This is a genomic window from Sulfuricurvum kujiense DSM 16994 (assembly GCF_000183725.1).
Classification (GTDB): Bacteria; Campylobacterota; Campylobacteria; order Campylobacterales; family Sulfurimonadaceae; genus Sulfuricurvum; species Sulfuricurvum kujiense.
Window position 1 is genome coordinate 1,696,596 of the sequence record NC_014762.1, and the last position, 13,468, is coordinate 1,710,063.

General features: G+C 46.1%; 11 protein-coding genes. 9 read left to right on the forward strand and 2 right to left on the reverse strand.

Translation table 11 applies throughout. The features are described from left to right. Nucleotides 1–102: 102 nt before the first annotated feature. Nucleotides 103–285 carry a hypothetical protein gene (locus SULKU_RS15080; protein ID WP_223175444.1) on the reverse strand — a complete coding sequence of 61 codons (183 nt, stop codon included), beginning with the start codon at nucleotides 283–285 and terminating at the stop codon, nucleotides 103–105. Between the two features lie 135 nt (nucleotides 286–420). Between SULKU_RS15080 and SULKU_RS15085 the strand changes: the two genes are divergently transcribed. From SULKU_RS15085 to brxL, 9 genes are all read left to right on the forward strand, one after another. Further along, the gene (locus SULKU_RS15085) at nucleotides 421–1,416 is read left to right on the forward strand and encodes an Eco57I restriction-modification methylase domain-containing protein (protein WP_223175445.1); all 996 of its coding nucleotides are present in this window, start codon (nucleotides 421–423) and stop codon (nucleotides 1,414–1,416) included. Next, entirely contained in the window at nucleotides 1,413–1,736 is a 324-nt protein-coding gene (locus SULKU_RS08485; RefSeq protein ID WP_013460548.1) for a hypothetical protein, read from the forward strand. The genes SULKU_RS15085 and SULKU_RS08485 overlap by 4 nt, the downstream gene beginning before the upstream one ends. Next, nucleotides 1,737–2,891: a DUF6161 domain-containing protein gene (locus SULKU_RS08490; RefSeq protein WP_041666787.1), complete on the forward strand. Its 1,155-nt coding sequence runs from the start codon at nucleotides 1,737–1,739 to the stop codon at nucleotides 2,889–2,891. It begins immediately after the preceding gene. Between the two features lie 2 nt (nucleotides 2,892–2,893). Continuing rightward, nucleotides 2,894–3,364: a HEPN family nuclease gene (locus tag SULKU_RS08495; RefSeq protein WP_013460550.1), complete on the forward strand. Its 471-nt coding sequence runs from the start codon at nucleotides 2,894–2,896 to the stop codon at nucleotides 3,362–3,364. A gap of 76 nt (nucleotides 3,365–3,440) precedes the next feature. After that, a complete protein-coding gene (locus tag SULKU_RS08500; protein ID WP_013460551.1) occupies nucleotides 3,441–4,667 on the forward strand; it encodes a P-loop NTPase fold protein in 1,227 nt (408 codons plus the stop codon). Then, nucleotides 4,668–6,404, forward strand: coding sequence for a BREX-1 system adenine-specific DNA-methyltransferase PglX (gene pglX, locus SULKU_RS08505; protein WP_013460552.1), 1,737 nt, complete (start codon nucleotides 4,668–4,670; stop codon nucleotides 6,402–6,404). It begins immediately after the preceding gene. A gap of 77 nt (nucleotides 6,405–6,481) precedes the next feature. Next, nucleotides 6,482–7,765 carry an ATP-binding protein gene (locus SULKU_RS08510; protein ID WP_013460553.1) on the forward strand — a complete coding sequence of 428 codons (1,284 nt, stop codon included), beginning with the start codon at nucleotides 6,482–6,484 and terminating at the stop codon, nucleotides 7,763–7,765. Beyond that, a complete protein-coding gene (gene pglZ / locus SULKU_RS08515) occupies nucleotides 7,762–10,254 on the forward strand; it encodes a BREX-1 system phosphatase PglZ type A (RefSeq protein ID WP_013460554.1) in 2,493 nt (830 codons plus the stop codon). The genes SULKU_RS08510 and pglZ overlap by 4 nt, the downstream gene beginning before the upstream one ends. Before the next feature lie 11 nt (nucleotides 10,255–10,265). After that, nucleotides 10,266–12,290: a protease Lon-related BREX system protein BrxL gene (gene brxL, locus SULKU_RS08520; protein WP_013460555.1), complete on the forward strand. Its 2,025-nt coding sequence runs from the start codon at nucleotides 10,266–10,268 to the stop codon at nucleotides 12,288–12,290. Here brxL and SULKU_RS08525 read toward each other — a convergent pair whose 3' ends face one another. Continuing rightward, entirely contained in the window at nucleotides 12,291–13,208 is a 918-nt protein-coding gene (locus SULKU_RS08525; protein ID WP_013460556.1) for a hypothetical protein, read from the reverse strand. It abuts the gene before it with no gap. Nucleotides 13,209–13,468: the final 260 nt, after the last annotated feature.

Consider the following 13,468-nt stretch of genomic DNA (forward strand, 5'->3'; position numbering starts at 1 on the left):
GGCAAAGAAGAGGTCGTCGAGCGGATCGCCTACATCTGGTTCAACCGCCTCATCGCTCTGCGTTTTATGGACGCCGCTCTAATCAACGAAATCGCCGTCGTCTCACCCATCGAGAGACAAAGCCTCCCTCAGCTCTACAACGAAGTCCGCGCCGGTCACGTCCCGGAGGGGTACACGTTTGATCGGACCAAATTCTTCGATCTCATCGATGGCAAGATCCAAAGCTCCGATCCCGAGAACGAAGCCTACGCGATGCTCTTCATCGCCGCGTGTAACGCGTGGCACGAGCACCTCCCCTTTATGTTCGAGAAAATCGCCGACTATACCGAGCTTTTAATCCCCGATGACCTGCTGGGAGCCGCATCTCTGCGCGCCCGGGTCGTCGATGCGCTGGAAGCGGAGGATTGTCAGGACGTCGAGGTGATCGGATGGCTCTATCAGTTCTACATCGGCGAGAAAAAAGACGCCGCGATGGCCAAAAAAGGGAAATACAACACGAGCGAAATCCCCGCCGTCACCCAGCTCTTCACCCCAGACTGGATCGTCCGCTATCTGGTCGAGAACTCACTGGGACGTATCTGGATGGCGAGTCGCCCGAATTCGAAGCTTCGTGAATCGATGCGCTATTACGTCGAACACGACGATGCCACGACCCCGATCACCGTCAGCTCCGTAGAAGAGCTCACCCTCCTCGACCCCTGCTGCGGCAGCGGCCATATGCTCACTTATGCCTACGATCTGCTCGAAAAGATCTACGAGGAGGAAGGCTATCCCAAAAGCGACATCCCCGGACTCATCCTCACCCACAACCTCTACGGCTGCGACCTGGACGAGCGGGCGGCATCATTGGCGGCGTTTGCCCTCACGATGAAAGCGCGTCTCTCCCACCGCCGGTTTTTTCGCAAATCGGTACGCCCCAATATCGTCGAGCTTCTCCCCTACGATGACGATCGGTTCGCCAACATCAAAGACCTCGGTTCTCTCATTCGTCTCAAACCCTCGACGGCCAAACTCGATGAGGGGGTTTTCGCCTACTCTAACCGCGAATTCACCCTCCAGGAACGGATCCTCGGCGGTGATTTCCACTGCGTCGTGACCAACCCGCCGTATATGGGGGGAAAGGGGATGAATACGGTTCTGGCCGATTTCGTCAAAAAGCAGTACCCTGATTCCAAAGCCGACCTGTTCGCGTGTTTTATCGAGAGGTCATTGGATCTGACCAAGAGCGGAGGCTACGCGGCGGCGGTGACGATGCACTCGTGGATGTTCCTGAGCAGCTACGAAGCGCTCCGTGTCAAGCTCCTCGAAAACCATCAGATCGATACGCTGGTCCATCTGGGAGCCAGAGCGTTTGAGGAGATCGGTGGAGAAGTGGTGCAGACGGTGGCGTTTGTGTTGCAGAGAGGAAATAAATGACAAAAGTGGAAAGAGAACTCTTAGGTAAACGAATATCCAACATCATCAAGCAATCTAAAGAAGATTGGCAAGAGTTGAAAGAGCAAATATATGCTCAGGGCTATCAATCATACTATACCTGTCAGAAACAATTCGAATACCCAATAAAAATGCTGATTCGAAAGTTGTCACCAGATGAAGCGCAATTATTGATTAATGAATGGAAAAGCAGAAGGGAAAGAATACAATTTGATAATGACGAAGACTATTTGAAACGATATGAAGCCTATATAATGGAAGAACTTGTTTCAAGAGCTTCAAAAGCCACCTACTATATGTGAATGATCGATGAATCAAAAAAATGGAAATTTGAAGGGAATCCAATGGTCAAATTAATCATAACTTTTGGTGCAACGGATGGTAAAAAAACTTTCAAGACCAAAGATGAATTGTTAAACTTTCTAAGCGATCAAAAAAGCTTTTGGCAAACCTTTTTTAGCGGTTCACAACATCCTACAAACACCTTTAATAGCCATATTGGCAGTCAAATCGATAGAATGGTTCAAAATGCGAACGCCATCAATGAAACCAATGATTCACAAAGTCAAAACAGCTTAAATTACATATCAAATCTATTCGCTGAAGCAACTATCATTTACAGTGAAAGCAAGTCTGCTAAATTTGTTCAACAAGTCGCACAAAAAGATCAAAACTTTGCACGTTACCTTGTAGGATACTTTACTAAGCAACTTTACAGCTATACGAACGATCCAACAGCTTTCCGTGCAATCTTTGAAGGGATGAAATTCGATAGTGGTATTACGTCGAATATTGATGCCGAAAAAGAAGCCCTCGGTTCGCTCAAATCTGAATGGGATGATAATCTGACAGCATTAAAAAATGCATTTGAAGCAGCCCATGGTCAAGTCGTTCAAACTCAAGACACACTCACTACGTACTACACCAATCTCCAAACACAATTCGATGAATTCAAAACTACAAAAGAAAATGAGTTTAAGAGTGTTATCGAAACCTATGACCAAAAATTAGCACTTCAAGCACCTGTAGAATATTGGAAAAATAGAAGTATGTGGAGTTATAGAATAGCTGGGGGATTAGGAGTTTTATTTTTTATTGCCATATGGATCATACTTGCAAATTTTGAACCTATCGCAAAAGATGTTGCAGCTGGACTGACCAATAAAGACTATTATCCACTCATTCAATTTGCATCAATAACTGTTGTAGCGATATGGATGCTTCGTATTATCGTCAAAATCTTCTATAGCAAGCTCCATCTGGCAGAAGAAGCCAAAGAAAAAGAGATGTTTATCAAAACGTATCTCTCTATGCTAAGAGAATCGAATGGCATAAAAGATGAAAGTGATCGTCACTTGATTTTGCAGTCTATTTTTGCGCCATCCAAAAATGGGATTATCCAAGACGATGGGTTGCCGATGAATGTGATCGAAAATATCGTCAAAGCGAGAAGTTAACAATGGGGCATTATCCAGAAGAAAAATCTGAGTTTATTCGAGAATTTTTCAAACGCACGCTGCATAACCTGCACATCTATTTGGAAGATCAACAAAACAGTAAATTTCGTTATCCATACGACGTCACACAAACCATCAATTCTTTTTTAGGCTTGATCGTCTTTTTACAAGATTCAGATATAGTTTTCACCCAAGAACTAGAAGATTTCGTTGAAGCACATCTCCCAATTCAATGGACTTGTTTTGATGGTAATAACGGTTTGGAAGAGCACAATTTCCGAAACTATCTCAAACGACTTAGAAACGCCGTTTCACATCGTAAAATCAAATCGATTCCTGATCAGAATAATGAAATTATGGCCCTTGAATTTAGAGATGGCAAAAATGGTGGATGCTTCTGCGCTAAATTGTCTGTTGAATCCGTCAATCTTCTCATCACATTACTCTCGCGCAATATATTAGGAGCCCAATAATGCTCACATTTATCCGCCTAACTGACGACAGCGACGATAAAGGCAAACTCGAAGTTATACTCAAGGTTGTTTCATTATGAGTAATTCAAAAAATTTAAAAAAATATCTAATTGATGATGAATATTTGTTTGATCCAAAAAACAATGGTAATGTCATTATGCTATCTGGAGTATGGGGATCTGGAAAAACACATTTTTGGAAAAATAGGATTGAACCTGAACTTGAAAAACTATCTGATGACAATAAAGCATATGTTTACGTTAGTTTGTACGGAAAAGAAAATACAGAATCAATCAAAAATGAGATATTGCTAAAAGCCTATGAGAGTGTTAAAAAAGAAAATGGAACTCTCACACGAACTGCATCTGTTTTTAATACAACAATCAAATATGTACCATCAATATCCTTATTCGGAGCCAAGATCGATCTGAATTCTATCAATCATTTTTTTACCAGCAAAAAGGTAAACGAAGCCAAAGAATATTTGTTGGATGGCGGATTGATATGTGTTGATGACTTTGAACGTAAATCCGAAAATATTTCGTTAAATGATTTGTTTGGTTTATTTACTCAATTATCGCAAGATATGAAATGTAAGATGGTGTTAATCTTAAATAGTGATGTTTTCGAAGGCAAAGAAGCCGTCATATTTAGAAATGTCAAAGAAAAAACGGTAAATAAATTTCTGCATTTTTCCCCCTCGATTGACGAGCTGTATCAATCTGTATTTGATGAAGACAAATATAAAACACTTCTCCCCTTCCAAGACAATATTAATGAATGGATAAAACATACTGAGGAATTAAATGCACGACTTTACATACAGGTTCTTGATAATTGTTTGGAATGGGTTAGCAAAGACTTCTCTGTAGATGCATTAAAAGCGTTGACATACATATCTATATTTTTCTCAAAACATCATTTTACATTGGAGTATAGAGCAGAGACAAATACTAATATCTACACAGTTGTAGATTATTTTCTACATAAAGGTTTTTATGAAATTGCATCTTTTTTAACGAGAACCGCTCCACAATTATTTTTACGAGAAAATCCATTAGAGCTTTCCGAAACCACACAGATATTAATGAGTCACATTAACAAGCATAAAAAAGATGATAAAACAGAACACTCTGAAGATTATCTCCAAAGAGAAAATGAAGAAATAGAAAAGCATAGATCGTTGATAGTTGATTTTGTTAAATACGTGTACATCCTAAAAGTAGATGTAGGAATCGAGTTGGATACTTATTTGAGAGTGAATAATTTCGTAAAAAATGGAATATTGTTAAAGGACAACTAAATGGCAACATACATAAGATTAACCGACTACAAAGATAGCGATACCAAAGAACAGCAGTTCGCTAACCCCGCCAACCGCCACACCGCCAACCAAAACGATTTTTCGAAGATACCGGGAAGTCCTATTGCTTATTGGATGAGTGATACAGTAAGAAGTAAATTTATTTTATATCCATCAATTGATGACTTGATGACAACAAGAGCTGGAATGTGTACGGGTAATAACGACTTCTTTTTAAGATATTGGTTTGAAATTGAATTTATTAAAATAGGGTTTTACAAATCTTCTTTTGATGAAGTAATATCATCAAATAAAAAATGGTTTCAATTCAATAAAGGTGGTGAATACAATAGATGGTTCGGCAACAATGATATCTTTATTAAATTCAACAAAGAAAACATTGATTTACTTTCTAATTCTTGTAATAAGTTAGCTTCTAAAGAATTATATTTTAAAGAGGGAATCACTTGGAATGCCGTATCAAGTTCAAATTTTGGTGTTAGATTACATCAAAAAGGCTCAATTGTTTCCAACGCAGCAATGGTTGCATTCCCAGAAAATGAATTCAATTATATTTTTGCTTTTTTGAATACTGTTATTGTGAAAAAAATGGTGGAATTTTTATCACCCACGATAAATTTTAATGTTGGAGACATATCAAAAGTTCCTGTAATATTTCCAAATTCTTCAACAATTAAATCTAAAATAAACACTTTGACAGATCAATGTATTGAAATTTCCCGCGAAGAATGGGACAGTCGAGAAACATCGTGGGATTTCAAACAAAACGAACTGATCCGCCATAAAACCGACGATGGCAAAATCGCTTCCGCTTTTACAGCCTACTGCGATCACTGGCGTGAGAAGTTCCATCAGCTCCACGCCAACGAAGAGGAGCTCAACCGCCTCTTTATCGACATCTACGGCCTGCAGAATGAACTGACCCCCGATGTCGCACTGGAAGACATCACGATCCTCAAATCCGAATCCCGTATCGAAAACGGCGAGCTGATTTTCAACGCAGATGAAATCGCCCGTCAGTTCATCAGCTATACGGTGGGATGTATGTTCGGCCGCTATGCGCTCGATCGCGAGGGGCTCGTCGTGGCGAATATGGATCAGCCATACCCGACCGATACGCCGTTCGCCATTGACGATGACAACATCATCCCCGTCCTCGAAGAGGAGGTCTTCGCCGACGATATCGCCGCACGGTTCGAGCGGTTTGTGGGTGTAGCGTTCGGCGAGGAGCGCGTAGGAGAAAATCTCCGCTGGGTCGAAGAGGCTCTGGGGATGAGTATCCGCAAATACTTCTACGGCGAGTTCTACAAAGACCACGTCCGACGCTACAAAAAACGCCCGATCTACTGGCTGATCCAAAGCCCGAAAAAAGGGTTTAGCGCCCTCATCTATATGCACCGATACCAAAGCGACACGATGGCACGGGTGCAGACGATGTACCTGCGCGAATACCTGACTAAACTCGAATCGCTGATCGAGCACTACAACGCGATTGCGTCCAACCCATCCTCCTCCGCCAAAGATGCCAAAGACGCTGCCAAGCTCGCCAGTAAGCTGGAGGGGAAACACCGCGACGCCCTCGACTTCGACCGGGGGGATATGAGCCGCATCGCCGCAGAACAAATCACCATCGATCTCGATGATGGGGTCAAGGTCAACTATCAGAAGTTCAAAGGGGTATTGCCGGATATCGGCCTGTCCAAGGGTGAAGATTAAAATACGGTTCGTTTTTCTGCATACTTCCGTATTTATGATATTATAATGGAATGTATTCCATAAAAGGATAAATATAAATGGATTCCATTCTCATAGATGATAACCCACACTGGGATACACCGGAAGCGTATGGGCAGTTTTCTCCCAGGGAAAAACTCACCCACGCACTGAGCTTTCTAAAAGCCAAAGAGGTCATCGCCATCCTCGGAGCGCGTCGTGTCGGCAAAAGTTCGCTCGCGCGTCTGATGATTCGCTCGCTCCTACCCACGACCAATCCCCGCAACATCTTTTTCATCAATCTGGAAAAAACGGCGTTTATCCCGTATAAAAACGATCCAACCTATCTCGACACCATCTATGAGAATTACCTCAAAATTGCCGAACCCGATATGAGTCAGCGTATCTATGTCTTTTTGGATGAAATACAGATTTTTGCCGATTGGGAAGTGTTCGTCAAATCCCGTTATGAAAACAGCAATATCAAGTTCATCGTCACTGGATCGAACTCCTCGCTCCTCTCTTCATCATACGCGACGATGCTGACCGGACGGGTCCTCAAACTCACCCTAAACTCATTCAGTTTCCGCGAATTTCTCACCTACAAAGAAATTCCTCATACATCTCGGCTGGAGCGAGCCCGCCACCGGATCAATATTAAGCGTGCACTGGACGAGTACCTCAAATGGGGCGGGTACTATTCGGTCTTTTCCAATGACGAGATCCACGTTAAAAAAGAGTACCTTAAAAACATCGCCGAGGACATCATCCTCAAAGACATCGTCCCTCGCTACAGCATCAAAAACAGCGCCGCGATCCGTGATCTGTTTTATTACATCGCATCCAACGCGACGACGACGATCAATTACGCATCATTGGCTAAAAAGCTCTCTATGGATCCCAAAACGGTCAAAGAGTACGTCGATTATTTCGAGGATAATTTTCTCATCCGCCGTATCAGCCGACACCATACCAAACTCACCGCCCAGATCAATTCCCCCAAAAAGGTCTATCTGAGCGACAACGGATTTTTGAACCTGGGGATTTCACCCGATCGCAATCAGGGAGCAATGCTCGAAAACGCCGTTTGCAATCACTGGCAGAATCGGGAGATCACCTATCTTCTGGAAAACAAAGAGTGCGATTTTTATGTCGGCGGAAACGTCTATCAGGTCTCTTATACGATCAATGACGAAAAAACCCGCAAGCGTGAACTGGATGGACTGGAGTTTTTTATGAACGAACTGAACCTCACCGAGGGGCATCTCATCACCTATGACGCCAGTGAGACGATCAGCAAAGAAGGCAAGACAATGCACATCCAACCCATCGAAGAGTTTTTGCTCGTGGGAGAAATCCAATGAGCAAAATTACCGAGAGCCTCACCAAACTCTTCGACAAACACCGCATTATCTTCTGGTACGACGATGGGGGCGCACTGCGTGAAGAGTTCGAATTTCTGACTCTGGACAATGTCGAAAAACGGCTCATTGCCAACAACGAGTTTTCGCTCAAAGTACAGATCCACCGCGCCCCGTCCGATCAGCGGTTTCTCATCTATGCTCCAAATCCTCAACCGGATGACGCGCACAACTGGCTGCTCGATCTGAATCTCTCCGGCTACCTCTACAGTGCCGACCGCGCCTCGATGCTCATCGACGAACTGGGGATCGATCCGATCCATAAAGAGCTGATCCAAACCTATGAGAAGTTTTTCAACGCCGAATCACGTCGGAGTAAGCTCATCCCCCTCATCGGCAAAGAGAGCGACGCCTCTGCCCTAAAAACCGCGATGCTCGCCGTGGTGTGCGGCTGTGAACCGCGACTTGAGTCGATCATCCTGAAAGTGTTGAGCTGGGTGTCAGAGGAGAACGACAAAAAGATCGCGGAAATCTCCGGGTATGGTCTGGATTCGTTCTTCTTTGACGAAATGCGCCGGATTTACCGATATGAGAGCGCGGAGCCTTCTTTCAAAGATTTCGCCTATGCCCTGATTCTGGCCCACTTCTACAACACCCTCTCCCCTGCCAAAGCGGGGCTGAACGTCGATGCGGTCTATTTCGTCAAACACCAGTGGATCGATTCGCAGCGCCACCGGGAGAGTTTCATCCTCCTCTCCCGCCAGGTCGAAGAGATGCTGGGGATAAAAGAGACGCTTGAGAGCTATTCGCTCTCTCAGCTGGGGGAATGTGATACGTTCGAATCGATCGACAAACGGATCATCATCGAACTACGCAACGGCATCCTCTCATCCCTGCTCGACGCCGACACCCTCATCGAGACGATCCGAAAGCGGGAAAAAAGTGTCTGGTTTGAGGAGTACCGCCATCTCTACAAAGCGCTCGAATACTCCGCGCTGCTGCTGCAGCGGATCAAAAGCTCCAGCCTTAAAATCGGTGGCCTAAAAGAGGGATTTGAACGGTATGCCTCGCTCTGGTACGAGACGGATACCCTCTATCGAAAAGCGCTCTATCACAGCGCGATGGCCGAACACATCGATGTCCTCAAATCGCTGATGAGCCAGGTGGAAAACGCCTATCTGGGCAGCTACCTGATCCCACTGGGAGACGCGTGGCAAGAGCACGTCAATACGATGGAGGAGTGGAAAATCCCCGGACTCATCAGTCAGCGGCAATTTTATGAGCACTACGTCGCCCCGCAGACGACAAACGATCGTAAAGTTTACGTCATCATCTCAGATGCGCTGCGTTATGAGTGCGCCAAAGAGCTCGAAAAACGGCTACTGGAGAAAAACCGCTACCAATGCTCGACCGAGGCGATGGTGGGGGTCCTTCCGAGCTACACGCAGTTGGGGATCGCGTCACTGCTGCCGCACAACGAATTGGGATTATTGGGGAGTGATGACACCATCAGCGTCGATGGCAAATCCTCCGCAGGTGTCGCCAACCGCAACAAAATCCTCGAAGCTTCACCTGCAAGTGCCACCTATCTCAAATGGGATGAGTTCATCGGTATGGGCCGAGACGAGGGGCGGGAATTCGTCAAAGGGTTCCAGGTATTCTACATCTACCACGACCGGATCGATGCGATCGGCGACGATGCCAAAACCGAATCACACGTTTTCGAAGCGGTCGAAAAAGCGTACGACGAGATCGAAAAGATCATCACCCAGGTGACCAATCTCAACGGCACCAACATCATCATCACCGCCGATCACGGCTTTTTGTATCAGAACAACGTCGTCGAAGAGACCGATCTGTGTCAGATCGACCGAAACGGCAGTACGATTACCAAATACAACCGCCGCTTTGTTTTGGGGCAAAACCTCAATACCCACGCGTGCGTCAAAAAGTTCTCCTTCGAACAGCTCGGCCTGAGCGGCACAGGTGAAGCCCTGATCCCAAAATCGGTCAACAAACTCCGCCTTCAGGGGGCGGGAAACCGATTCGTCCACGGAGGGGCGAGCCTGCAGGAGATCGTCGTGCCGGTGGTGCTGTTCAGCAAAAAACGCAAAGACGATGTCGAAAACGTCGACGTCGATATCGTCAAATCGTTCAGCCGCATCTCCTCCAACCAGATAACCCTGACCCTGTGGCAGAAAACCCCTGCAGGGGATAAGATGCTCCCCCGCACCCTGTATGCGGGATTCTACGCCGGGGATGAGCTCGTATCCAACGAAGAGCAGCTCGTTTTCGGCAGTACGGACGAGGATTCCCGCAACCGCGAAGTGAAAGTCAAATTCCACTTCGTCCAGACGATCAGCCAGTACAATAATCAGACGATTTCCCTGCGGCTCAGCGAACTCGAACCGGGTACTTCGCGTCGGCGGGTCTACAAACAAGAGCAGTTTTCGATCAACATCTCCTTCGTCAGCGAATTTGACGATTTCTAAGAGGAAACACTATGGATTTGAACCAAAAAATCATCGACAATTTTCCGGGAAAAGCGGTCCGAAAAGATCTGACCAAAAAGCTCAAAGGGGGCGTGAGCGTCCCGGTCTATGTCCTCGAATACCTGCTGGGGATGTACTGCGCCACGGACAACGAAGAGACGATTGCCGAGGGGATCGAGAAGGTCAAAGAGATCCTGACCCAAAACTATGTCCGCCCCGATGAAGCGGAGATGGTCAAATCCCGGATCAAAGAGCGGGGGCGCTACAAAGTCATCGACAAGATTTCGGCCAAACTCAATGAAAAAGAGGACCGCTACGAAGCCGATTTCTCTAATCTCGGGATCAAACGGGTCATCATCCCCGCCGAGGTGATCAAAGAATACCAAAAACTCCTTGCCGGGGGGATCTGGTGTATCGTTACCATCAGCTATTTTTACGACGAGAACAACAAGGGAGAATCCCCATACGTCCTCGAATCGCTCAAACCGATCCAGATGCCGGGGATGGATCTCTCTGAGTTCCTGAGTGCCCGCAAAGCGTTCGAGAAAGAGGAGTGGATGGATCTGCTGATCCGTTCGACGGGGATGGAACCGGCAAACCTCGATATGAGTGCCAAATGGCACCTGATGGCACGTCTGATCCCCTTTGTCGAAAACAACTTCAATATGTGCGAACTGGGACCACGCGGAACGGGTAAATCGTATGTCTACAAAGAGATCTCCCCCAACTCGATCCTCGTCAGTGGCGGCCAGACGACGGTTGCCAACCTCTTTTACAATATGTCGAGCCGGACCGTCGGACTGGTTGGGATGTGGGATATCGTGGCGTTTGATGAAGTGGCCGGAATCCGGTTCAAAGACAAAGACGGCGTTCAGATTATGAAGGACTATATGGAATCAGGCAGCTTTGCTCGGGGCAAGGAGATGAAAGAAGCCCGTGCTTCGATGATCTTCGTCGGAAACATCGACGGCAGCATCGCCAATATCGTCAAGACCTCCCATCTTCTCAGTCCGTTCCCCAGCGAGATGATCGATACGGCGTTTTTCGACCGTTTCCATCACTATCTCCCCGGCTGGGAAGTGCCGAAGATGCGTCCGGAATTCTTCACAGACCAGTACGGATTTATTACCGACTATATGGCCGAATGGATGCGTGAGCTTCAAAAGAGCAATTTTTCCGATGCGATTGACCGCTATTTCCGTTTCGGAAAAGATCTCAACCAGCGCGACGTCAAGGCGGTCCGAAAAACGACGAGCGGATTGCTGAAGCTGATGTTCCCGGATGGCAGCTTTACCAAAGAGGATGTCGAACAAGCATTGATCTATGCACTCGTCGGACGCCGCCGGATTAAAGAACAGCTCAAAAAGATTGGAGGGATGGAGTTCTATGACGTCCATTTCAGCTACATCGATCTCGAAAACGGTGAAGAGAAGTACGTCACCGTTCCTGAAAGCGGTGGCGGCGGATTGATTCCGGAGGGTGAACTCTCTCCGGGTGCACTCTATGCGGTTGCGACCAACAGTGCCAATGGCCATAAAGGTCTGATCCGACTCGATTTGCAGGTAATGGGCGGAAACGGTAAAATGACCGATACGGGATTTGGAACGGGTACGATCAAAGATGAGCTTAAAGAGGCCCGCAACTATCTTCAGGCAAACCTCTCCCGTGTGTCGCTCTCTGCCAAATTCAGCGAGCACGATTACCATATCAAAGCCAACGATTTAAACGGCATAGGAGGAGCTCAGGGGCTCACATTGGCGATATGGCTATCCCTGGTTTCAGGAACGCTTTCCAAGCCATTATTGCCTCAATTAGCTGTACTGGGGTCAATGGGGATCGGCGGTGGAATCATCGGAACCGACAACCTCGCAGATGCGTTGCAGATCGCAGCGGACAGCGGTGCGAAACGGGTTCTCATCCCTGCGGCCGATATGGTCCATTACGGAACGGTTCCAACCGATTTGATGTCAAAGTTGCAGCCGATTATCTATACGGATCCAGTTGATGCGGCGATGAAGGCGATGGGGGTGAATTGATCATCCTATATACCAGCTAGTGATGCTCGCCCGATTGTGCTTCATCTCCCAACTAACACCCTGCAAAGACTGTTCATACGTGTATCCCACCTTGGCATACTCCATCATGCGGCGCTTTGCAAAATTCCAACGAAGACCATGAGATGATTCCCTTGGAAAATTCAAAATGTCAGCCGTCTTTCGAAGATCAGTGTAATACATTTGCCGGTCGATTTTAAATTTGTCGTGTTCACGAATGTATCCTTCAAGCTGCACATAGGTCTCTTTTTCAACGAGTACCGGCCCCTCTTTGCCTCCCTTTTCACGGGTAAGGATCGAATATTTTTCTTTTTGGGTGATAGAATCGAAAACGGCACCTCTTAATTGCTCCGCTTTGATAAGCCCTACCCCCTCAAATCTTGTACCTCCCTCATACTGAATCCTGGATGAAAGCCTGTGAAGTGGATGAGAAAGCGTTTGAATCAATAAGTCCGGATCGGGATAAGCGCGGTTATGATAGTTGTCCGCCAGCAGATCAAGATTTCGATAGAGTTTGAGCATCTCAAGCCGTTTTGAGAAATCGTAGTTTTTTTGTACTGCTCCCTTGGATTGGCTAAAACGATTCAGTGCCGCTTCCAGCTTTCCGATGGCCGATACAATTTTTTCCAGATAACTGCGTGATGGATAATACTCCACCTTGTACTCAAGATATGCAAGCACATGATGTTCTTCGATCTTCTCGATATCTTTGACGTTCCAATGCTCTCGCAGATAATGCATCAGATTTTCAAACACCCGACGGTAACTGGCGGCACTCTGATAGGAACTGAGCATCTGATAATGAGGACTATTCGGATCGCTTCGATCTTCTTTCTTCAATCCTGGCAAAAAGATAGAGCGAATCAATTCAGCACTTTGAAAATAGGGACTCCCCCGCATGGTTTTCTCTTCAGGTATTTTTGTGATGAATTAAACCCTCATCCAGGGCAATGGTTCGTTAAGTCGATCTGCTCGTTTTTATCGATGATAGCATCCGCATCGTTCACATTATCAGGTTGACCTGCAAATGGTCAAAACTACTAAATCATTATCACCCTGTCGATTCAAAGCTCGCCACACTTTCTACATGATTTTTAGTCCACATCACCCATTTTGTAGAACAATAGTATGAAATGCGCTCTTTTGTTAGAGATGGTATG